16 protein-coding genes are annotated in these 22,364 nt (G+C 45.8%); 9 read left to right on the top strand and 7 right to left on the bottom strand.

The genetic code is table 11. From position 1 onward, the window contains the following. Positions 1-31: 31 nt before the first annotated feature. Complete coding sequence (locus ICN47_RS10800) at positions 32-1,552, bottom strand: CoA-acylating methylmalonate-semialdehyde dehydrogenase (RefSeq protein ID WP_216219994.1); 1,521 nt, start codon at positions 1,550-1,552, stop codon at positions 32-34. A gap of 166 nt (positions 1,553-1,718) precedes the next feature. On the opposite strand from ICN47_RS10800, the gene ICN47_RS10795 reads away from it, so the two are divergent. After that, positions 1,719-2,840, top strand: a complete 1,122-nt coding sequence (locus ICN47_RS10795; RefSeq protein ID WP_216219939.1) for an NADH:flavin oxidoreductase/NADH oxidase — start codon at positions 1,719-1,721, stop codon at positions 2,838-2,840. Between the two features lie 88 nt (positions 2,841-2,928). Then, positions 2,929-3,843, top strand: a complete 915-nt coding sequence (locus ICN47_RS10790; RefSeq protein ID WP_216219993.1) for a tripartite tricarboxylate transporter substrate binding protein — start codon at positions 2,929-2,931, stop codon at positions 3,841-3,843. Between the two features lie 10 nt (positions 3,844-3,853). On the opposite strand, the gene ICN47_RS10785 is transcribed toward ICN47_RS10790, so the two are convergent. Next, on the bottom strand, positions 3,854-5,164 hold the full coding sequence (locus ICN47_RS10785) for an amidase (protein WP_216219938.1): 1,311 nt from the start codon (positions 5,162-5,164) through the stop codon (positions 3,854-3,856). A gap of 70 nt (positions 5,165-5,234) precedes the next feature. On the opposite strand from ICN47_RS10785, the gene ICN47_RS10780 reads away from it, so the two are divergent. Beyond that, positions 5,235-5,894 (top strand): SprT family zinc-dependent metalloprotease, encoded by a 660-nt coding sequence (locus tag ICN47_RS10780; protein WP_216219937.1) that lies wholly within the window; start codon positions 5,235-5,237, stop codon positions 5,892-5,894. Positions 5,895-5,957: 63 nt separating this feature from the next. Next, positions 5,958-7,049 (top strand): tartrate dehydrogenase, encoded by a 1,092-nt coding sequence (locus ICN47_RS10775; RefSeq protein WP_216862663.1) that lies wholly within the window; start codon positions 5,958-5,960, stop codon positions 7,047-7,049. A 7-nt stretch (positions 7,050-7,056) separates the two neighbouring features. Here the strand turns inward: ICN47_RS10775 and dnaQ are convergent, their stop codons facing one another. The 5 genes from dnaQ to ICN47_RS10750 form a co-directional block, all read right to left on the bottom strand. Continuing rightward, positions 7,057-7,767 (bottom strand): DNA polymerase III subunit epsilon, encoded by a 711-nt coding sequence (gene dnaQ / locus ICN47_RS10770; protein WP_216219936.1) that lies wholly within the window; start codon positions 7,765-7,767, stop codon positions 7,057-7,059. Further along, positions 7,767-10,865, bottom strand: coding sequence for an efflux RND transporter permease subunit (locus tag ICN47_RS10765; RefSeq protein WP_216219935.1), 3,099 nt, complete (start codon positions 10,863-10,865; stop codon positions 7,767-7,769). The genes dnaQ and ICN47_RS10765 overlap by 1 nt, the downstream gene beginning before the upstream one ends. Then, complete coding sequence (locus ICN47_RS10760) at positions 10,862-12,148, bottom strand: efflux RND transporter periplasmic adaptor subunit (RefSeq protein WP_216219934.1); 1,287 nt, start codon at positions 12,146-12,148, stop codon at positions 10,862-10,864. The genes ICN47_RS10765 and ICN47_RS10760 overlap by 4 nt, the downstream gene beginning before the upstream one ends. Before the next feature lie 111 nt (positions 12,149-12,259). Beyond that, entirely contained in the window at positions 12,260-12,709 is a 450-nt protein-coding gene (gene rnhA, locus ICN47_RS10755; RefSeq protein ID WP_216219933.1) for a ribonuclease HI, read from the bottom strand. Positions 12,710-12,713: 4 nt separating this feature from the next. Then, the gene (locus tag ICN47_RS10750) at positions 12,714-13,517 is read right to left on the bottom strand and encodes a class I SAM-dependent methyltransferase (RefSeq protein WP_216219932.1); all 804 of its coding nucleotides are present in this window, start codon (positions 13,515-13,517) and stop codon (positions 12,714-12,716) included. A 6-nt stretch (positions 13,518-13,523) separates the two neighbouring features. On the opposite strand from ICN47_RS10750, the gene gloB reads away from it, so the two are divergent. From gloB to carB, 5 genes are all read left to right on the top strand, one after another. After that, positions 13,524-14,333, top strand: coding sequence for a hydroxyacylglutathione hydrolase (gene gloB / locus ICN47_RS10745; RefSeq protein WP_216219931.1), 810 nt, complete (start codon positions 13,524-13,526; stop codon positions 14,331-14,333). Further along, positions 14,333-15,763: a transglycosylase SLT domain-containing protein gene (locus tag ICN47_RS10740; RefSeq protein WP_216219930.1), complete on the top strand. Its 1,431-nt coding sequence runs from the start codon at positions 14,333-14,335 to the stop codon at positions 15,761-15,763. Before gloB ends, ICN47_RS10740 begins: the two co-directional genes overlap by 1 nt. Positions 15,764-15,791: 28 nt before the next feature. Then, positions 15,792-17,675 carry a propionate--CoA ligase gene (locus ICN47_RS10735; protein ID WP_216219929.1) on the top strand — a complete coding sequence of 628 codons (1,884 nt, stop codon included), beginning with the start codon at positions 15,792-15,794 and terminating at the stop codon, positions 17,673-17,675. 237 nt (positions 17,676-17,912) lie between these two features. Beyond that, complete coding sequence (gene carA, locus ICN47_RS10730) at positions 17,913-19,097, top strand: glutamine-hydrolyzing carbamoyl-phosphate synthase small subunit (protein ID WP_216219991.1); 1,185 nt, start codon at positions 17,913-17,915, stop codon at positions 19,095-19,097. Beyond that, positions 19,097-22,360: a carbamoyl-phosphate synthase large subunit gene (carB, locus tag ICN47_RS10725; protein ID WP_216219928.1), complete on the top strand. Its 3,264-nt coding sequence runs from the start codon at positions 19,097-19,099 to the stop codon at positions 22,358-22,360. The genes carA and carB overlap by 1 nt, the downstream gene beginning before the upstream one ends. Positions 22,361-22,364: the final 4 nt, after the last annotated feature.

Here is a 22,364-nt window from a genome sequence, read left to right as displayed (position 1 = left end):
TCACTTTTTTATTTTGAAGTATGGCGTTAACTTACTTCGATGTTGGCATCACAAACTCAGCGCCTTTAGCAATGCTTTCTGGCCAACGTTGCATGACACTCTTTTGTTTAGTATAGAAGCGAACACCTTCTTTGCCATAGGCGTGCATATCGCCAAAGATCGATTTCTTCCAGCCGCCAAAACCATGCCATGCCATAGGCACTGGAATAGGTACATTAATGCCAACCATGCCAACCTGAACACGACGCGCAAATTCACGGGCAATATTGCCATCGCTCGTGAAGCAGGCAACACCATTACCAAATTCACAAGAATTTACGAGGTTGAGAGCTTCTGTAAAGTTGGCTACACGCAGGCAAGAGAGTACTGGTCCAAAAATTTCTTCTAGGTAAATCTTCATATCTGGAGTGACATTGTCAAATAAGGTGCCACCAATGAAGAAGCCATTCTCGTTTCCGGGAACCTTTAAGCCGCGACCGTCTACCAGGAGTTTTGCGCCGGAAGCGACGCCACTCTCAATGTACCCAGTGATGCGCTCTAAAGCGGCCTTGCTAACAATAGGGCCCATCTCAGCATCAAGCTCCATACCATTTTTAACTTTTAAGGTTTTGGTGCGCTCGATCAGCTTTGGCATGATCTTCTCAGCGACATCACCAACGAGTACCGCAACAGAGATGGCCATACAACGCTCTCCAGCCGAACCGTACGCGGCACCGACTAATGCATCAATGGCTTTATCAATATCAGCATCAGGCATGATCACCATATGATTCTTGGCACCACCTAGGGCCTGAGAACGCTTACCAAAATGAGCACAACGCTCATAGATGTAGTTAGCAATAGGCGTAGATCCAACAAAGCTTACTGCTTTGACATCTGGATTTTCAATTAAGGCATCAACCGCTTCTTTATCACCCTGAACAACGTTAAACACGCCATCCGGCAATCCGGCATCTTTTAAAAGCTTTGCCATAAATAATGCGGCGGAGGGATCAGTCGGGCTAGGTTTAAGAATGAAAGTATTGCCACAAGCAATGGCCATCGGGAACATCCACATCGGCACCATCACAGGAAAGTTGAACGGCGTAATGCCGGCAACTACACCTAGGGGCTGACGCATCACCCAGTTATCAATATCAGTGGAAACCTGTTCTGTATAGTCGCCTTTTAATAATTCTGGAATGCCGGTAGCAAATTCAAGAATTTCAATGCCACGGGTTACTTCACCCTGGGCATCGGTAAAGACTTTGCCATGCTCTGCAGTAATCATCGCTGCCAGCTCATCGCGATTTGCATTTAAAAGCTCTAAATATTTAAAAAGGATGCGGGCACGGCGCAATGGGCTCGTTTGGCTCCAGGTTTCAAAAGCCTTTTGAGCAGTAGCTACTGCCGCGTCAACCTCTTTTTTGCTAGCCAGGGCAACCTTGCGGGCAACTGAACCTAATGTGGGGTTAAATACATCCGAGAAACGTCCATCCTGAGGGTTGACCATTTTTCCGCCAACATAGTGACCAACATCTTCTTTTGAATCAAAGGCTTTAGGTGCATTCATAGTCATTTGTGCTTATTATTTCTAGGGTGTAATTAATATAATAAAGCCGTTTGGCGCTTTGGCCTGCACGACTTCGCTGTCTCGTTTATTCTGATTTCTTAACATTTTATAGCTATAAGTTGATTTTAGTTATTTGCCCATTTTTGCAAGTTTTTAAAGGTCCCGAATGAGTCTTCTTTTTACCAACTACACCCTAAATAGCCCTCGTGGCCCCCTAAAACTGGCCAATCGGATCGTAGTTGCCCCAATGTGCCAGTATTCAGCGGTGAATGGCGAGGCCACTGACTGGCACCTGATGCACTGGGGAAATTTGCTCAATAGTGGGGCCGCCTTGTTCATTATTGAGGCAACAGGGGTAACGCCAGAGGGCCGTATTACACCCGCCTGCCTGGGATTATGGGATGACCGTACCGAGGCAGCCCTAAAGGACAAGTTATCGAGAGCACGCAAATTGGCACCTGCCACCCCTGTTTTTATTCAATTAGCCCACGCTGGACGTAAGGCTTCCAGTGCTACGCCATGGGATGGTGGCCAACTCCTTGCGGTAGGCCAGGGTGGATGGGAAACTACCGCTCCTTCAGCCATTCCACAACTTGAGGGAGAGCGATTGCCTCACGAGCTCAACAAGTCTGAGTTAAAGGAATTGATTGATGCATTTGTGGTGGCTGCCCAGCGCTCTGATCGAATTGGCGTTGATGGTATTGAGTTGCACGGTGCACACGGATATTTATTGCATCAATTTTTATCTCCTATTGCCAATCAGCGTACCGATGAATATGGCGGCTCTTATGAAAACCGTATTCGTTTCCCATTGGAGTTATTTAAGGCGGTTAGAGAAGCTTATCAGGGCGTTCTTGGTATACGTATTTCAGCGAGTGATTGGATTGAAGGGGGATGGACTCCAGAGGAAACGGCAGATTTTGCCGCTCGCCTAAAACCACTGGGTGCTGACTTTGTGCATATTTCTTCTGGCGGTATTTCACCAGCACAAAAAATTGCCATCGGGCCAAAATATCAAGTTCCATTTGCCAAGATTGTGAAAGATAAATCAGGATTACCAACCATGACAGTTGGGCTTATTACCGATCCACATCAGGCAGAAGAAATTTTGCAACAGGGCGATGCCGATCTGATAGCGTTGGCACGAGCATTCTTATACAAACCCCGGTGGGCTTGGGAGGCAGCTGCTGCATTAGATGGCATCGTTCCATCTAATGAGCGTTACTGGCGTTGTTTACCGCGTGAAGCCCAAGCAATATTTGGCAATGTCAAAGTCGGTCAACGCTAATAAAAATTTTATTCAGGAGAAACCCATGAAGACTGCTTTCTATGCTCGCAAAATATTACTAGCGCTTAGTTTGACGTTTACTTTTAGTATGGCTTGTGCCGATACTTTTCCAGATAGACCAATCACATTAGTAGTGCCAAATCCTCCGGGTGGTCTAGTGGACACCTCTGCACGGCTATTAAGTGAACCCTTAACCAGAGTTATTGGGCAGCCTGTGATTGTTGATAACAAGCCAGGCGCAAGCGGAAATACGGCTTATCAGTATGTTGCTAAAGCGAAACCCGATGGCTATACCTTGCTTATTTCTTATTCTGGATATCACGTTGGTAACCCAGCTTTGATGGATAAACTTCCGTGGGATCCGATCAAAGATTTTTCACCAGTCGCTCTCTTAACAGTATCTACCAATGTGATTGCTGTGCACCCGTCGGTGCCGGTAAATAATCTCAAAGAATTCATTGCTTATGCAAAAGCCAATCCCGGTAAGTTAAATTATGCTTCCCAGGGCAATGGTTCTGTATCTCATATTGGTACAGAGATCTTTAAGCAAACTACGGGCATCGATATGGTCCATGTTCCCTATAAAGGTTCTGGCCCAGCGGTACAAGATGTTCTAGCCGGCCAGGTTCAAGTGTTTATTACTACGCCACCTTCGGTAATGCAGCATGTTCAAAGTGGAAAGTTGAAAGGTTTGGCGGTAACAGGCAAGAACCGTCATCCTGGAATGCCTAACGTACCGACTACAGCCGAAGCTGGCCTAGCTTCATTTCAGCTTGAGTCGTGGGTAGCTCTATATGCACCCGCTGGTACTCCTGCTCCCATCATTACCAAGTTAACTGATTCAGTGAAAAAGAGCTTGGCTTTGCCTGAAGTCAAGGAGCGGGGCGATGCTGCCGGCGTTGAGTTGCGCTATCTAAATCCTGCTGCAATGGATGCTTTGCTGAAAAAAGAATTGCCTTATTGGAATAAGGCAATTAAATCTGCCAACATCACGCTAGACTAAAACGATATCACTAGGCCTGGTCTCGCAACGCGGGATCAGGCAATGCGAGCGCAAATGCTCTTGCGGCACTTAATAAGAAGTGATCTTTTCCAAATCCAGCTATCAGTTGAATGCCAACGGGAAGTCCATTGGGACCATGGCTAATATTAAGATTGATGCAGGGCAGTCCTAATAATGTCCAGCCACGACAAAATACTGGATCACCCGTCCCTTCTTTTGCCAAAGGCGCTTCGCCTAAAGCGCTAGGAGCAATCAAGATATCAATTTCTTGATTCAATAATTGCTTTAGTGATGATCTTGCCGAAAGCGTCTTCACTAGATCGCTTTGATATTGATCGTAGTGAATTTGAGCGCCTTCAGTTAGTTGCTTGATGAGTTGAGGGCTCAACTTTTTTGCAAAATGCATGCGCTCAAAAAGAAGGGCGCGTGACATTTCAGAACTCATAATGCGCGCTTGTGTCTGAGTAAGATCTTTGCATTCAATAGGAAGATGGATGTCATTTACCGCGCCTTTGGCAATGGACTCCGCAGTAAATCTTGCTAAGGCTAGTGCCGCAGCGGTTTCCTTGCTGGCCAATGACCAATCCTCCGTTTTACAAATGCCGATGCGAGGTTTGTTATGAAGGTCTTTAATATTGATTAAATCATGATCATCACTCATGGCAGCAACGCCAAGCGCAACGTCACCGACACTGCGCCCGAAGCATCCCAAAGTATCGAGAGAGGGGGCAAGTGCTTTTACGCCCGCCGTCATGATCTTTCCGAAGCTAGGCTTAAAGCCAACTACACCGCAATATGAGGCTGGTCGAATAATGGATCCCGCTGTTTGGCTGCCAGTAGCGAGTGGGACCATAAAATCGGCGACAGCAGCTGCCGAGCCGCTAGAAGAACCCCCGGGCGTGAACCTACCATGGTGTGGATTGACCGTAATCGGGGGTTTAAAAGTCGCAAATTCGGTGCTGACGGTTTTCCCTAAGATGATGCCTCCAGCCTGACGCATCAGTGCTACAGAAACAGCATCAACCACCGGGTAATGATTGGCATAAATAGGCGAGCCATAGCTTGTAGGTAGGTCATAGGTATCAAAAAGATCCTTTACCCCAATTGGCAGTCCATGCAAAAGGCCCTTAATAGCCCCTTTATCGAGATCTTTGGCGCAGCTGAGGGCATTCTCCTTGCCAAGGCTGGCCCATGGCTTCACAGGGCTTTCACGTTGTCCTATGCGGTCAAGGCAGGAGAGAAGTAAATCAGTGGCTTTTATCTCTCGTCTGGCGAGAGCCTTAGCTGCCTGAGTCGCGCTGAGGCTTTCTAGATCTTTCATCTGAATATTCTACTAAGGGTGGCGTATGATCGCAATTTAACGTTTTGAACCACCCTAGAAATTTGATCAAATGAAGCAACATTCCGTAAGAGAAGCATGGCTTGACGATGCCGTGAAACACTTAGAACCTGTTTTTTCTAAAGCAGGTTATGCCATTCCACCAGTCAGAGTTTCTTGTGGCTTTCCAGCCTCTAGCAGTCCTAGAACAACTCTGGGGCAGTGTTGGCCAAGGGAGCGCTCGGTAGGTGGTGTCAATGAGATCTTCATTTCCCCAAAAATTGATGATCCTGTTCAGCTTTTAGATACCTTAGTTCATGAGCTTTGCCATGCTGTAGATGACTGCTTCAGTGGGCATGGAGAGGACTTTAAGGGGATTGCTCAAACCGTAGGTCTAGAGGGTCCAGCAAGGATGGCTCATGCCACTGAAGAGCTTACCGTTCGTCTGATGATGATTAGCCAAGAATTAGGTCCATATCCACACCAAGCGATTGTTTTTCCACCACCTAGACCAAGCAATGCCAGCCGCAGCAAAGCTAAATGCGGACAATGTGGCTTTGAGGTTACTTTGCTCAAGAAATGGGCTAGTTATGGAGCGCCTATCTGCCCTAAAGACAACATTCGTATGCAAGAAGATATTCCTGAAACGATTGAAAATACGAGTGAACACGATAGCGAGTCTGTCGGTAGCGTTAAAAAAGCCCCCGATGAAATTCGTCGCGCCATTAGCTAAGCCCATGGGCTATATAGCGGTAAAATTTTCCTATCAAAAAACCCCCATACAAGAGACTTATTCATGAATGCAAAAAAAATATTTAAGAATCCAAAGATTGCAGTGATTGCTGGCGATGGCATTGGCAAAGAAGTGATGCCAGAGGGTATTCGTGCCCTTGAAGCTGCTAATCGTAAATTTGGAATTGGTATGCAGTTTGATCATTTTGATTTTGCAAGCTGCGATTACTACCTCAAGCACGGCAAGATGATGCCTGACGATTGGTTCGATACCTTGATGAAATACGACGCTATTTTCTTTGGCGCTGTTGGTATGCCCGACATTCTTCCTGATCACGTTTCCCTATGGGGAAGTTTGATTCAGTTCCGCCGCGGTTTTGATCAGTACGTTAATTTACGCCCAGTCCGTTTATTGCCTGGTGTACCTTGTCCTCTGGCGAATCGAAAGCCTGGCGATATTGATTTCTTTGTTGTCCGTGAAAATACTGAAGGCGAATACTCTAGCGTTGGTGGAAAAATGTTCCCCGATACAGACCGCGAGTTTGTGATTCAAGAATCTATTTTTACTAGACAGGGCGTTGACCGAATTTTGCAATATGCATTTGACTTAGCCCAAAGCCGCCCTAAAAAGCACTTAACTTCTGCTACTAAGTCAAATGGTATCGCCATCACGATGCCTTATTGGGATGAGCGTGTTGAGGCAATGTCCAAGAAATTTACAGATGTCCGCACCGACAAATATCATATCGATATTTTGGCGGCACACTTTGTTATGAATCCAGATCGTTTCGATGTCGTTGTTGCTAGTAACCTCTTTGGCGATATCTTGTCGGACCTTGGGCCAGCTTGTACTGGGACTATCGCAGTAGCCCCATCTGGAAGCATTAATCCTGAAGGTAAATTTCCATCACTATTTGAACCGGTTCATGGATCAGCCCCGGATATCTTCGGCAAGATGATTGCCAATCCCATTGGTCAAATCTGGAGTGGTGCAATGATGCTCGATCATTTGGGTTACCCAGAAGCTGGGCAGGCTATTTTCTCTGCAATTGAGAAGGTGCTGGCTTCAGGTCCAGGACATGCGCCATTGACGCCAGACCTTGGCGGAAATGCCAAGACTGATGACTTAGGTAAAGCGATTGCAGCGGCTGTTTAAAACGTTATCACTCGGTTTTTTGAAAAGGACTCCATACGGAGTCCTTTTTACTTGCCTTTGCTATTTCAGCTAGAACCTTTTCATGGAGCTGACAGTCTTCATCGCTAGCGGCAATAAATTTCAAGCTGGTGGGCAATGGTTTGACTTGTCCCGAAGAGTCCGATCCAACGGTATAGTCGATTAAGTCAATTGATAAATCTTCTTGACCCCTAGTCATTGCTACATAAACTTCAGCGAGAAGCTGTGCATCTAATAACGCGCCATGTAAAGTTCGATGTTGATTACTTATCGAAAAGCGATCACAAAGTGCATCCAAGGAATTTCGCTTTCCTGGAAACATCTGACGAGCCTCCAATAAGGTATCGGTAACTTTACATGCTAAATTGCGAAACGGTGGACGTTTTAAGAGGGCAAACTCGTTATCTAAGAATCCTAAGTCAAACGCGGCATTATGAATAACAATTTCAGCGCCATCCACAAATTCAATGAGCTGCTCAACAATACTGCCAAAAACAGGTTTATCAGAAAGGAATTCCCTAGATAAGCCGTGAACAGCAAAAGCACCAGCATCAATATCGCGCTCGGGATTAATGTAGTAATGAAATGTTCTGTCTGTGAGGCGACGCCCCATCATTTCAACGCAGCCAATCTCAATAATCCGATCGCCAGTAGCAGGATTTAAGCCGGTAGTTTCAGTATCGAGAATAACTTGACGCATTAGGTACCTTCAAGGATGGAAGCGGGAATCTCCATAGGTCCATTACCAGCGTACTTATCTAGATAAAGATAAATCACAGGCGTAATGATCAAGGTCACGAATTGCGAGAATATCAGGCCACCAACTACGCTAATACCAAGAGGTTGACGCAACTCAGCGCCAGCACCAATACCAAGTGCAATTGGCAGGGCGCCCATCAAGGCCGCGAAAGTGGTCATCATGATAGGTCTGAAGCGGAGTACACAAGCTTCTAGTATGGCCTTTTCCGGTGTCAAGCCACGATTGCGCTGTGCATCCAGTGCAAAGTCAATCATCAAAATCGCATTTTTCTTCACAATACCAATGAGCAGCAAAATACCGATAGAAGCAATCACCGTAAGCTCAAATCCGAAAATTCTCAACGCTAAGATTGCACCAATGGCCGCTGACGGTAATCCAGCCAAGATGGTCAGTGGATGAATATAACTCTCATACAGAACACCCAAAAGAATGTAGATCACTCCAAGAGCAGCCAAAATCAAAATCACCTGTCCTGATTGATTGTCTTTAAAGACCGCTGCATCACCGCCATAGCTGGTAATGATGGAAGGTGGCAAACCAATCTCTTTGGTGTACTCTTCGATTTTCTTAGTAGCATCTCCAAGGAAGACATCAGGCGCCAAGTTAAATGAGAGGGTAACTGCAGGAATCTGGCCTTGATGGTTAACTGCTGTCGGACCAATTGTTCTGGTAAAGGTTGCAACGCTAGATAGCGGAATTAATTTGTCGGTAGCACGACCTCGAACAAATACTTTATTCAAGTCAGCTTCATACTGTCGATCTTCCTCAGCGGTTTCTAAAATCACATAGTAAGTGTTGACGGGTGTGTAGATGGTCGATACCTGCTTTTCACCATAGGAAGAGTAAAGGGCAGAACGAATATCTGCGATAGTAACGCCTGCGCTAGCCGCCTTCTCTCGATCGATATCAATTTTGACATTTAGCCCCTTTAGTTGTGAGTCACTTGTAACATCCCTAAATATTGGGTCTGTACGTAGTTTTTGCATGAGCTTATCAGCCCATTCATTCACGCCTTCAAAGCCTACGCTTTGCAAAGTAAATTGATAGCGGCTTTTACTGCTTCGTCCACCAAGCTGTAAGTTTTGTACTGGGCGCATATACACCACAAGACCTGGTATTTCTTTGAATTTCTGACGTAGACCTTCCATGATCTTGGCCATCTTAGCTCGATCACTTTTTGGCTTCAGAATAATAAAAATACGACCATTATTTCTGCCTGAACTAGCACCACCACCCACTACGGAAATTGAGCTCTCAACATTTGGATCATTCTGGACAAGTTCAGCGGCTCGATCTTGTAGCTTAAGCATAGAAGCGAATGAAATATCTTCAGATGCCTCAGTCGTAGCAAGAATTTGTCCGATATCCTCTTCAGGGAAAAACCCCTTCGGACTATTGATAAATAAAAATACCGTAATTACAAACGAAGCAACTGCTCCCCAAAGGACCGTTTTTCGATGACGTAAAGCTAGGTCCAAATAGTGAATATAGGTTGAGAGCATCCAATCGAAGAATCGATCAAATTTTTTATTGATAGTGAATTCCTTGGCATGCACTCCAGGCTTTGGAAGGAATCGACTGCATAACATTGGAACTACTGTTAAAGAGACAATAGCTGATACAAAGATGGACAGGGAGACTACCACTGCAAACTCTCTAAATAACAAGCCAATTGGGCCAGCCATAAAGAAGAGGGGGATAAATACCGCAATTAATGAGATGGAGATTGAGATAATGGTGAACCCAACCTCTTTGCTGCCTTTGAGTGAGGCTTTAAGAGGTTCCATACCTTCTTCGATATAGCGCATGATATTTTCAAGCACCACAATGGCGTCATCGACCACTAAGCCAACGGCAAGTGTAATTCCAAGAAGCGAAATGTTATCTAGGCTGTACCCCAAGAAATAAAGGAGGAAGAATGCTCCAATCAGTGAAATAGGCAGACTAATGGATGGAATTATCGTTGCAGATGCATGTTTTAGAAATAAGAAGATAACCAATACAACTAGCAGAACAGTAAGAGCAAGAGTGAGATTGACATCATGAATCGCCTCAATAATAGATAAAGAGCGATCGTTCAGGAGTTGAAGTTTGATCGAATCAGGCATTTGTTTTTGTAGTTGAGGTAACAACTTCTTAACTGATTTGACAACTTCTACGGTATTTGCATTAGGCTGACGCAATACTGCAATTGCAATGGATCTTTCGCCATTCGCGCTTGCGAGCGTTTTGACATCTTCGTAACTCTCAACAACTTCAGCAACATCTTTAAGATAAATGGGCAAGCCATTTTTTTGACTAATGATGAGATTGCCAAAGTCTTCAGGCCTAACAAGCTGTTCATTGGCGTAAATGGTAATTGACTGACGTGGACCATCTAAAACACCAACAGGACTATTGGAGTTCGCTTTGTTGACTGCAGTTGCAACGTCATCCATCGTGAGGTTGCGGTTACCTAATTCATCTGGATGAACTCGTATACGAACAGCATAACGTTTGGCGCCGTAAACCAATACTTGAGCTACACCGCTAATAGTGGATAAGTTTGGAGAAAGTAAGTTTTCTGCGTATGCATTTAATTCGGACAAACTAATCGATGGAGAATTCATACGAACGACTAAGACTGGTGTGTCTGCTGGATTGACCTTGCGATATGACGGTGGAACTGTCATTTCAATTGGCAGACGTTTTTGAGCCCTAAGCAATGCAGCTTGAACATCTACTGCAGCCTTATCAATATCACGATTGTTATTAAATTCAAGTGTAATACTGGTGCTACCCAATGAGTTAACAGAGCTAATAACCGTAATGCCATCAATCGTTGAAAATTCTTTTTCTAGCGGCAATGCAACAGCTGAGGCCATATTTTCTGGTGAGGCGCCGGGTAAGGAGGCGCTGACAGAAATAATAGGGGTGTTAAAGCTTGGTAAAGCTGCAACAGGAATATTAAAGTAGGCAACTATTCCGGCAACGACGGTTGCTATAGAAAGCAACACCGTCATTACGGGGCGCCGAATACATAATTCGGAAAGCGTCATTTTTTCTCTGTCGCAGGATTGTTATTGGGGGTAGTCTCAGGCTTAGCTTCGCGCACCTTGCTTCCAGGTCGCAGGTTTTGTTTCCCTTCAACAACTACCTTGTCGCCAGCTTCAATACCAGTAATCACGGAAGAACCTTGGTATTCATAAATCACTTTTACCGGCTTGGAAACAGCTTTTCCATCTTTATCTATCGTATATACAATGCTTCCTCTTGGATTCATGATGATTGCTTGAGAGGGAACAGAAAGCGCATCTTTCAAGGTATTTGCGACCAAGGAAACACGCGCAAACTGGCCTGGCAGTAATGTCATTGCGACATTCGGAATCTGGGCTTTCACCCTGACAGCTGCAATAGATGGATCAACCTGGTTATCAATCACCAGAACCTTACCTTCGTAGGTCTTTTTGCCAGAATCACCAACAGTTACTTGGACGGACATAGGCTCGCCATCAAGCTGATTCTCAAGCAAAACGGGAATGTCCTTTTCAGGAATAACAAACTGAACATTAATGGGGTTGAGCTGTGTAATGGTAACCATCGCTCCAACACTGGATGTTGCAGTCGAGCTTGTGGCTGTAGTAACAACGTTACTGGCTTGTACGAGCGAGCCTGGGAATACATTCACAATTCCCGCGCGCCCATCAATCGGGGAGCGGATGAAATCAAAGGATAGCTGGGTTTCTGCTGCTCGTGCCGCTGCCAGTGTGGACTTGGCATTTGCGGCCGAAGTTTCTAAACCTGCCTTAGAAATGAAATTTTTAGCAACCAGCTCTTTTGCGCGGATGTATTGGCTTTGCGCATCGTCTGCTAGGGCTTTCAGCTTTTCGTAGTTTGCCTTGTCATTGCGATCATCTAGTGTAAAAAGTAAATCCCCAGCTTTAACCTCTTGACCATCCTTGACATTGATTTTGACCACCGTATTGGTAATCATTGGCCTAATATCGACAATGGCATTTGAAACAATGGTTCCGGTAGCTTCAATAATGAGAGGAATATCCTTTTTATCCACCACGATAGTAGTAACCGTAGTTGGGCTACCCGCCTTATCGGATGCTGGAAAAAAGTAATCGTAGGTCTTAGACCCTGCGTACAACACAATCAGCGCTATCAAGATGCGCCATTTAAATTTCAGAACAAAAGACTTCGCAGATGAAAAGGTAATGCGCGGTAAGCGAGGCAATAATTTTTGCCATAACGCGCACAGGCTTGACTTAGCAATAGCGAATAGCTGGAAAACTTTGGCTGGTAATTTATTCAGCGTAGATTCAATTTTTGACACGGTCTCGTTTTTCTTGGTTTTTTAGGATTCTAATGGGGTTTTTGATCGTTATAGCGCAAGTGCATTCTCTCATAAGCGGCCCAGGAGCGAAGGCTGCTGGGGCTATTTGCCTTATAGTAAAAACTCCTCCACCCCTTTATTAGCCAATTGATCGGCCAGCTCATTCCCAGGATGTCCGTTATGCCCACGAACCCAGTGCCAAGAGATATCGTGATCGGGGAGCAGGGCGTCTAATTCTTGCCATAAATCAGCATTCTTCACGGGATCTTTACTGGCAGTCTTCCAGCCTCGTTTTTTCCAACCCTCAAGCCATTCAGTCACCCCTTTTTGGACATATTGGGAGTCAGTCCAAAGCTCTACGGAGCTACGCTGTTTGAGGGCCCGAAGTGCGAAGATCACGGCGCTGATTTCCATACGGTTGTTGGTAGTGTGCTTTTCCCCGCCATGAAGGTGTTTTTCATGCTTTCCAGAGCGTAAAACGGCTCCCCAGCCGCCTGGTCCGGGATTGCCTTTACAGGCGCCATCGGTGTATATCACGATATGGTGGGCGGAATGGGGCATGGCCTTACTGTAATGGGTCTTTATTAAGATTGCCTTGCTCTGCAGCAGGACTTAAGGGTGCAATTGAAGGAATTAGGCTAGTTTGCACCTGGCCAATTAAGCGAATCCCTTGGTGGCGCTTGATCGCTGAAACGATAAATACTGCACCAAAAATGGGCCACCAGCGATTACCCATGGGTTCCAAAAAATCCATTCTGGCAATTCCTTGACCTTGAAGAGGTAATTTGTAACATCCAAAGTGGCCACGATCGAGTGAAAAATTGAGTAATTGCAACCAATCCTTGATGCGCATGAGCCCAATAAATTGTCCGTCCCTGGGGAGATAGGGCGTACCTATTAACCTGCTGATGTATTGACGTGCACCCCAAAGGCTGGCTGGGTTGAATCCTGAAATAACGAGTCGTCCTTCGGGCCGAAGCACTCGATCCACCTCGCGCAGTATTTGGTGAGGGTCAGCGGCGAACTCTAATACATGGGGTATAACAATTAAATCGATACTTTCACTAGCAAATGGGAGTTCTGCGCTCTCTCCATTGATGAAGTGCCAGGAAGGGTTGGCCCGTAACTCAATATTGTCATTGGCGTGCAGTAATAACACATGCAAAGGCATGCGGTTTTCTCGTAATGCATTGATTTGCGGAAGTCCCACTTGTAATGCATGGAACCCAAACACGTTATCGACTATGCGATCAAAACACGTTTGCTCCCAATTCAGTACATATTGACCTGGGGGCGATTGCAACCAGCGCTCCCATGAGCTCCATGGGGGTGCGGGGGGCTGAATCGGAATGGGTGGGGTTGGTATCATCGCTCTATGGAGAAGAATACTTTATTGCAAGTTTGGCCGATACCGGCATTTGATGACAATTACATCTGGTGCATCCATGATGGTCAATCAGCGCTTATTGTCGATCCGGGTGATGCTGCTCCTGTTTTGCGTTACCTTGAGCAAGAAAAATTATCTCTCTCCGGCATTTTAATTACACACCATCACGCTGATCACACTGGTGGAATCTTGGATCTACTGCGCAGTTTAGGCGCCACTATTCCAGTCTATGGTCCTGCGCATAACGAAATTCCAGGGCGCACACAAGTTGCCATGGAAGGGGACAAGATTGAGATAGCAGAGCCACGCATCAGCTTTAAAGTCTTTGAAGTTCCAGGGCACACCTTAAGCCACATTGCGTATTTTGCCAATATGCAGGCCAATGTTGTAGAGCCAATGCTTTTTTGTGGCGATACATTATTTGCATCCGGATGCGGTCGGCTATTTGAGGGGAGCCCAACGCAAATGAGTCATTCCTTAGCAAAATTTGCCGCATTACCGAAGAACACTCTGGTGTACTGCACTCATGAATACACCTTATCCAATATTCGCTTTGCGTTAGCGGTAGAGCCAAATAATCCGAATCTTATTTCTTGGTTTGAAAAGGCTCAAGCATTACGAGCTCAAAATTTACCAACCCTGCCGACTACGATTGGTCAGGAGTTGCAAGTCAATCCATTCATGCGCTGTGATCAAGCTGATGTTATTGCAGCAGCTAAAGATATTTCTGGTGAAACAGATTTACCCACAACAGCCCATGTTCTAGCGGTCATTCGCGCCTGGAAAGATCGTTTCTAATGCGTTTGTTAATGTCAGTATTGACGCTGGCTGTTTTTCTATCGGGCTGCGCAAGTACTGGTGATTGGTCTTCTGATACTCCTACCAAGACCAATACCAAGGCATCAAAAGCTGCACGTGTAAACCTGCAGAATCAATCCGTCAGTAAGGTATATGCCCCATCAGATAACCTGTGGCTACGTATACGAGATGGGTTTCAGATGGAACCCATGAATACCCCGCTGGAGATTGAGCAGGTGCGATGGCTGAGTGCTAGACCTGACTATGTTCATCGCTCAATGGCGCGATCATCAAGATATCTTTTTTATATTGTTCAGGAAGTCAATGCGCGCAATATGCCTACCGAAATTGCGCTCCTACCTTTTGTTGAGAGCGCCTTTGTTACCAACGCAAAATCTAGCGCAAAGGCGGTAGGTCTTTGGCAATTTATGCCTGCAACTGGAAAAGACTTTCGGTTAACGCAAAATGTTTTTAGGGATGAACGCAGAGATGTATTGCAGTCGACCGATGCAGCATTAGATTATCTACAGCGTTTACATAATCAATTCGGTAGCTGGGAGCTCGCCTTAGCTGCCTACAACTGGGGTGCCGGAAATATATCCAAAGCTCAAAAACGCAACATTGCAGCCGGATTACCGACCGACTACGATAGTCTAACAATGCCTCAGGAAACTCGAAACTACGTCCCAAAGTTAATGGCCTATCGACAAATCGTTCTCGATCCTAACGCCTACGGAATTGTTTTGCCTGAGCTAGAGAATCACCCGTACTTTGTCGCTGTAGATGTGGGTAATGACATTGATGTGGCGCTTGTCATTAAATTGGCGGAGATTCCAGCTGAAGAGTTCCAGAATCTCAACCCCTCATTTAATAAACCTGTGATTTTGAGTAATGCCAATCAGCAGATACTGCTTCCTTTTGCTCATGCCGAGATTTTTCAGGACAACCTTAAGAATTACACAAAACCCCTTGCATCGTGGACAGCAGTTAAGGTAGCCAAAACGGAGGGCCTTGATCAGGCAGCAAAAACCTTAGGGGTTGATCCAGAGGTGCTACGCAATATGAATGGCATACCCAGAGGCATGCGTATTAAAGCCGGATCAACCTTGATTGTTCCCAAGACTAGCGGCCGGGTAGGGGATGTGTCGACCGCTATGGCTGAAAATGCCAGTCTGAGTCTTGAAAAGCCCCCGCCACCACCGCCTCCTAATAAATGTGCCAAGCCTACAAAGGTCGTAAAAGGAGCGAAACCGGTGAAGTGTACCCCTGTGAAGCAAGTAAAAACCATTGAGAAAGCTGGCTCTAAGGGTATTTCTTCTCAAAATAATGCTGCATCTCAGCATAAATCCGCATCGACAGGGCTTGCAAAATCTGCGAAAAATGGTAGTTCGACTAACTCCAGCGGCAAGGGAGCTAGCAAAAAACAGTAATTTCAGTCACTTTTTATTTAGGTTGAACATGTCCTACAAAGCTCATCACGAACGCTCGATTAAAGACCCGGATGGTTTCTGGGGTGAACAGGCAAAGTTAATTCACTGGGAAAAACCTTTCGAAAAAGTTCTGAATTACGCAAACCCGCCATTTGCTAGATGGTTCGAGGGTGGTTTAACAAATCTTTGCTACAACGCAGTTGATCGTCACGCTAAAGAGAGTCCAGATCAAATTGCATTGGTGGCCGTTTCAACAGAAACAAACCAAGAAAAGGCATATACCTATAAAGAGCTATATGAGGAAGTTAATCGTATGGCTGCAATTTATAAGGCCAACGGCATCGGTAAGGGTGATCGTGTGCTGATTTACATGCCAATGATTGCTGAAGCCTGCTTTGCAATGTTGGCCTGTGCTCGGATAGGCGCTATTCATTCAGTTGTATTTGGCGGATTTGCTTCCCACAGCCTAGCATCCCGGATTGATGATGCAAAACCCAAGATGGTAGTTTGCGCTGAAGCTGGAGCACGTGGCGGAAAGGCTGTTCCTTACAAGCCTCTATTGGATGAAGCCATTACTTTGGCAGGCTATAAGCCAGAAAAAGTCTTGATTGTGAATCGCGGCTTAACGGAATACACCATGATTGCTGGACGTGATCTTGATTATGCAGCTGAGCGTCAAAAGCATTTGAATGACATTGTGCCAATTGAATGGGTTGAAGCAACCCATCCATCCTATATTTTATATACCTCAGGTACGACTGGAAAACCAAAGGGTGTTCAGCGTGATACGGGTGGATATGCCGTTGCTCTAGCCTCATCCATGAAACATATTTTTACTGGTAATGCTGGTGAAACGATGTTTTGTACGTCCGATATTGGTTGGGTAGTAGGGCATAGCTACATTATTTATGCGCCACTGCTTAGTGGTATGGCAACAATCATGTATGAAGGTACTCCGCTGAGGCCAGACGCAGGTATTTGGTGGGAGCTTGTTGAGAAATACAAAGTTTCAGTGATGTTCTCTGCGCCAACGGCAGTTCGCGTTCTGAAAAAACAGGATCCTGCTTTCCTAACAAAATATGATTTGTCATCGTTACGAGCTTTGTTTTTAGCAGGCGAACCATTGGATGAGCCAACGGCAACATGGATTCATGATGCTATCAAGAAACCGATTGTCGATAACTACTGGCAAACCGAAACCGGTTGGCCAATGCTGGCGATTCAACGTGGCGTGGAAGTCATGCCACACAAATTCGGATCACCAGGCGTTCCTTCCTTTGGTTACAACATGAAGCTGTTAGATGATGCTAGCTCCGAGGAATTGGGCCCCGATCAAAAAGGCGTTATTGCCATTGAAGGTCCATTGCCTCCAGGTTGCATGCAAACTGTTTGGGGTGATGACAAGCGCTTTGTCAGCACTTATTGGGAAACGATTCCCGGCAAGATTATTTACTCAACTTTTGACTGGGGAATTAAAGATAAAGATGGTTATTTCTTTATTCTAGGACGTACTGATGACGTGATTAACGTTGCTGGACATCGCCTTGGAACTCGGGAGATTGAAGAGAGTATCTCTAGCCATCCCAACATCTCCGAAGTGGCTGTAGTCGGCATTGAAGATAAGCTCAAAGGTCAGGCTGCAATTGCATTTGTGATTCCTAAAGATTCTTTAAATACAGCAACACTTGAAGCTGAGTGCATGAAAACTGTTGATAACACTCTGGGTGCGATTGCTCGTCCAGGGCGCGTTTATGTTGTCTCTGCGCTTCCTAAAACACGCTCTGGCAAGATTGTCCGTAGGGCATTGCAAGCGGTTGCGGAAGGTCGGGATCCTGGCGATATCAGCACCATGGAAGATCAGACGGTTTTAGCTCAGATTAAGACCATTATTGAGGCTGGCGCTAAGACCTAGTTTTTGGGGTAACCGCCTCATCCTATTCAGTGTTTGGAGTGGATGGCTAGCTTGGAGGGCCAGTTAAGCAGGGATTCAAGGGTTTACGAGCAAAACTGGTATCATTGCAAGGTTCGAAACTTAATAAATACCCTAGCGCTTAAAGACACTCACCTCCCGCATAAACAAGCCCCGGGTTGGTATTTTTGGGGGTTTTGAGCGTCGGATGGAGCAGGGACTGGAGATGGTTTGTCACCCTTGCTTCCTTCTTTTCCCCCCGCCGTGTTGGCACTAGCCGACGGTACGATATTTCCCGGATTTAGTATTGGCGCCCCTGGCGAAACTACCGGTGAAGTTGTTTTCAATACCGCTTTAACTGGCTATCAAGAGATCATTACTGATCCTAGTTACTCCCGTCAAATTGTGACCTTGACCTACCCGCATATTGGTAATGTAGGAGTAAATGCGCAAGATGCAGAGTCAGATCAGGTGCATGCCGCTGGCCTTGTTATTAAAGACCTCCCTAAGCGTGTTTCCAATTTCCGCTCTGAAAGCAGTTTAGATCACTACCTCACTCAGGCTGGTGTTCTTGGTATTTCAGGGATTGATACTCGGAAATTAACTCGCATCCTGCGTGATAAAGGTGCCCAATCTGGCGCTATTGTTGCTGGAAAACTTGGTGATGATTACGAAGTATTAGGCAAGAAGGCGCTTGATTTAGCCAAAGCATTCCCAGGTATGGCCGGCTTAGACCTTGCAAAAGTGGTTAGTACTAAAAATTCCTACGAGTGGCGTGAAGCAGAGTGGGATCTTCATGGTCCTGATGGCAAACCTGCCTATAGAACGTTAGATAAAACTAAGCCGACTAAAAAAGTAGTTGCCTATGATTTTGGTGTTAAGCGAAATATTTTGCGCATGCTTACTGAGCGTGGTTGTGAGTTAACGGTTGTACCTGCGCAAACTACGGCTGCTGAAGTGTTGGCCATGAATCCTGATGGCGTATTTTTCTCAAATGGCCCCGGCGATCCTGAGCCGTGTACCTATGCCATTGACGCTGCAAAAGAAATTATTGAAAAAGGTATACCTACCTTTGGCATTTGCTTAGGGCACCAGATCATGGGACTGGCAGCCGGTGCAAAAACCTTAAAGATGAAGTTTGGTCATCACGGCGCAAATCATCCCGTAAAAGATTTGGATTCTGGAAAGGTTGCAATAACCTCTCAGAATCATGGCTTCGCAGTGGATGCTAATACTTTGCCAGACAATATTCGCGTAACGCACGTTTCCTTGTTTGATGGCTCCTTGCAAGGGCTGGCCTGGAAAGATAAACCAGCACTCTGTTTTCAAGGGCACCCTGAGGCCTCACCTGGACCTCATGATATTGCCTATTTATTTGATCGATTTGTGGAGCTAATGAATGCTGCCAAGAAGGAGGGCAAATAATGCCTAAGCGTAGCGACATTAAAAGTATCCTAATTATTGGTGCCGGCCCTATTGTGATTGGTCAGGCATGCGAGTTTGATTACTCTGGCGCTCAAGCATGTAAAGCTTTGCGTGATGAGGGCTATAAAGTTATTTTGGTAAACAGCAATCCTGCAACCATCATGACTGACCCAGAGATGGCTGATGTTACCTATATCGAGCCAATAACCTGGGAAGTAGTAGAGCGGATTATTGCTACTGAGAACCCTGATGCGATTTTGCCGACGATGGGTGGTCAAACTGCACTTAATTGCGCTTTGGATCTTCATCGCCATGGTGTTTTAGAAAAATATGGATGCGAGCTGATCGGTGCCTCACCAGAGGCGATTGACAAAGCGGAAGATCGTCAGAAATTTAAAGATGCTATGACGAAAATCGGCTTAGGCTCTGCTAAGTCAGGCATTGCACATTCCATGGATGAAGCCCATGAAGTGCAACAGCGTATTCAACAAGAAACTGGCAGCCTGGGTTTCCCAGTTGTGATTCGTCCTTCTTTTACGATGGGTGGATCTGGTGGTGGTATTGCCTATAACCGCGAAGAGTTTGAAGAAATCTGCAAGCGGGGTCTTGATTTATCCCCAACACGCGAACTTCTCATTGAAGAGTCATTGTTGGGTTGGAAAGAATTTGAGATGGAAGTGGTGCGGGATCGTAACGATAACTGCATTATTGTTTGCTCGATTGAAAATTTAGATCCGATGGGCGTGCATACCGGTGACTCGATTACCGTAGCTCCAGCACAAACTCTGACGGATAAAGAGTATCAATTGATGCGAAATGCGTCAATAGCAGTACTGCGTGAAATTGGAGTGGACACGGGCGGTTCAAATGTTCAGTTCTCTATCAACCCAGTAGATGGTCGCATGATCGTGATCGAGATGAATCCTCGTGTTTCACGTTCATCTGCTTTGGCATCTAAAGCAACCGGTTTTCCTATCGCCAAGATAGCGGCTAAATTAGCGGTTGGCTATACCTTAGATGAATTGAAAAATGACATCACTGGTGGCGCTACGCCGGCATCCTTTGAGCCCTCAATTGATTATGTTGTAACGAAGATCCCGCGTTTTGCCTTTGAGAAGTTCCCTCAAGCAGATTCACGCCTAACCACCCAAATGAAATCTGTTGGTGAAGTAATGGCCATTGGCCGCACTTTCCAGGAATCCTTCCAAAAAGCACTACGCGGTCTAGAGGTTGGCGTTGATGGTCTAGATGAAGTTTCAACGGATCTCGATGACATCATTCAAGAAATTGGTGAGCCTGGTCCTGATCGCATTTGGTACTTGGCTGATGCATTCCGCATGGGCATGGGCTTAGATGAAATTTACAGCGAAACAAAAGTCGACCCATGGTTTTTAGAGCAAATCGAAGACCTCATTGCGACGGAGACTGAATTAAAACTCCGCAAGATCGATAGTCTATCTGCTGCAGAATTGCGCGCTGTAAAACAAAAAGGTTTTTCAGATCGTCGTCTCGCAAAATTGCTAGGCGTAGATGCCTCTTCCGTTCGCGCTGCGCGTCATCGCCTAAAGGTCGTCCCTGTCTACAAGCGGGTTGATACCTGCGCTGCCGAGTTCTCGACTAATACCGCATACCTATATTCAACCTATGAAGCTGAACATGGCGAGTGCGAATCACAGCCCACCAATAGAGATAAGATCATGGTGCTGGGTGGGGGTCCAAACCGTATTGGTCAAGGTATTGAATTTGACTATTGCTGCGTACACGCTGCCTTAGCTATGCGTGATGATGGTTATGAAACCATTATGGTCAACTGCAATCCAGAGACGGTATCCACAGACTATGACACTTCCGATCGCTTATATTTTGAGCCCTTAACTCTGGAAGATGTTTTAGAAATCGTTGCTAAGGAAAAACCAAAGGGCGTGATTGTTCAATACGGCGGTCAAACTCCTTTGAAATTGGCCTTGGATTTGGAGCGTAACGGCGTCCCCATCATTGGCACCTCACCTGACATGATTGATGCGGCTGAAGACCGTGAGCGCTTTCAAAAGCTATTGCAAGATTTGGGTCTGCGTCAGCCGCCCAATCGCACAGCTAGAGCAGAAGATGAAGCATTGAAGCTTGCAGAAGAGATTGGTTATCCATTGGTTGTTCGCCCATCTTATGTATTGGGTGGACGCGCCATGGAAATAGTTCATGACGGCCGTGATCTTGAGCGTTACATGCGTGAGGCAGTTAAGGTATCACATGATTCACCCGTTTTACTGGATCGCTTCTTGAATGACGCGATTGAGTGTGATGTTGACTGTATTAGCGATGGCTCACGCGTATTTATCGGCGGTGTAATGGAGCATATTGAACAGGCTGGTGTTCATTCAGGTGACTCAGCATGTTCATTGCCGCCTTACTCCCTCTCCGATGAAACAGTTAAAGAGATTAAGCGCCAAACTGCAGCCATGGCAAAAGGCTTGAATGTGATTGGTTTAATGAATGTGCAATTTGCAATTCAGAACGTGGATGGCAAATATGTTATTTATGTCTTGGAAGTAAACCCACGAGCCTCTCGTACAGTACCTTTCGTCTCTAAAGCTACAGGATTGCAATTAGCTAAGATTGCAGCGCGTTGCATGGTGGGTCAAACTCTCGATCAACAGGGTATTAAGGCAGAAGTTAAGCCACCATATTTCTCTGTGAAAGAGGCAGTATTTCCATTCAATAAGTTCCCTGGAATTGATCCAATTTTGGGGCCTGAGATGCGCTCCACAGGCGAGGTCATGGGCGTAGGTAATACCTTTGGTGAAGCCTTATTCAAATCTCAGCTAGGTGCTGGCATTAAGTTACCTAAGAGCGGTACTGTTGTTCTTACCGTTAAGGATAGTGACAAGCCTAAAGCAGTTGAGGTTGCTAAGTTACTTCATCAATTGGGCTTCCCAATGGTGGCTACCAAAGGAACTGCTGCTGCGATTGAGGCAGCGGGATTGCCTGTGCGCGTTGTAAATAAGGTTAAGGATGGTCGCCCTCACATAGTCGATTTAATCAAAAATGGTGAAATTTCATTGGTATTTACTACTGTCGATGAGACCCGGACTGCCATAGCTGATTCACGTTCGATTCGTACCAGCGCTCAAGCTAACAACGTCACTTACTACACGACGATTAGTGCGGCTAGGGCGGTGATGGATGGATTAATGGCTTCCCAAAACGGCAATAGAGAATCGCTCGAGGTTTATTCTTTGCAAAACTTACATCGGTCTCTCATTTAATCTA

Origin of the sequence: Polynucleobacter sp. AP-Latsch-80-C2, assembly GCF_018882185.1 — a bacterium.
Classification (GTDB): Bacteria; Pseudomonadota; Gammaproteobacteria; order Burkholderiales; family Burkholderiaceae; genus Polynucleobacter.
This window is presented reverse-complemented; position numbering and strand designations above follow the sequence as displayed.

What these genes read in the sequence shown, in the direction of transcription:
- ICN47_RS10800 (WP_216219994.1), bottom strand. Translation starts at nt 1,552, where the DNA reads ATGAATGCACCTAAAGCCTTTGATTCAAAAGAAGATGTTGGTCACTAT.
- ICN47_RS10795 (WP_216219939.1), top strand. Translation starts at nt 1,719, where the DNA reads ATGAGTCTTCTTTTTACCAACTACACCCTAAATAGCCCTCGTGGCCCC.
- ICN47_RS10790 (WP_216219993.1), top strand. Translation starts at nt 2,929, where the DNA reads ATGGCTTGTGCCGATACTTTTCCAGATAGACCAATCACATTAGTAGTG.
- ICN47_RS10785 (WP_216219938.1), bottom strand. Translation starts at nt 5,164, where the DNA reads ATGAAAGATCTAGAAAGCCTCAGCGCGACTCAGGCAGCTAAGGCTCTC.
- ICN47_RS10780 (WP_216219937.1), top strand. Translation starts at nt 5,235, where the DNA reads ATGAAGCAACATTCCGTAAGAGAAGCATGGCTTGACGATGCCGTGAAA.
- ICN47_RS10775 (WP_216862663.1), top strand. Translation starts at nt 5,958, where the DNA reads ATGAATGCAAAAAAAATATTTAAGAATCCAAAGATTGCAGTGATTGCT.
- dnaQ (WP_216219936.1), bottom strand. Translation starts at nt 7,767, where the DNA reads ATGCGTCAAGTTATTCTCGATACTGAAACTACCGGCTTAAATCCTGCT.
- ICN47_RS10765 (WP_216219935.1), bottom strand. Translation starts at nt 10,865, where the DNA reads ATGACGCTTTCCGAATTATGTATTCGGCGCCCCGTAATGACGGTGTTG.
- rnhA (WP_216219933.1), bottom strand. Translation starts at nt 12,709, where the DNA reads ATGCCCCATTCCGCCCACCATATCGTGATATACACCGATGGCGCCTGT.
- ICN47_RS10750 (WP_216219932.1), bottom strand. Translation starts at nt 13,517, where the DNA reads ATGATACCAACCCCACCCATTCCGATTCAGCCCCCCGCACCCCCATGG.
- gloB (WP_216219931.1), top strand. Translation starts at nt 13,524, where the DNA reads ATGGAGAAGAATACTTTATTGCAAGTTTGGCCGATACCGGCATTTGAT.
- ICN47_RS10740 (WP_216219930.1), top strand. Translation starts at nt 14,333, where the DNA reads ATGCGTTTGTTAATGTCAGTATTGACGCTGGCTGTTTTTCTATCGGGC.
- ICN47_RS10735 (WP_216219929.1), top strand. Translation starts at nt 15,792, where the DNA reads ATGTCCTACAAAGCTCATCACGAACGCTCGATTAAAGACCCGGATGGT.
- carB (WP_216219928.1), top strand. Translation starts at nt 19,097, where the DNA reads ATGCCTAAGCGTAGCGACATTAAAAGTATCCTAATTATTGGTGCCGGC.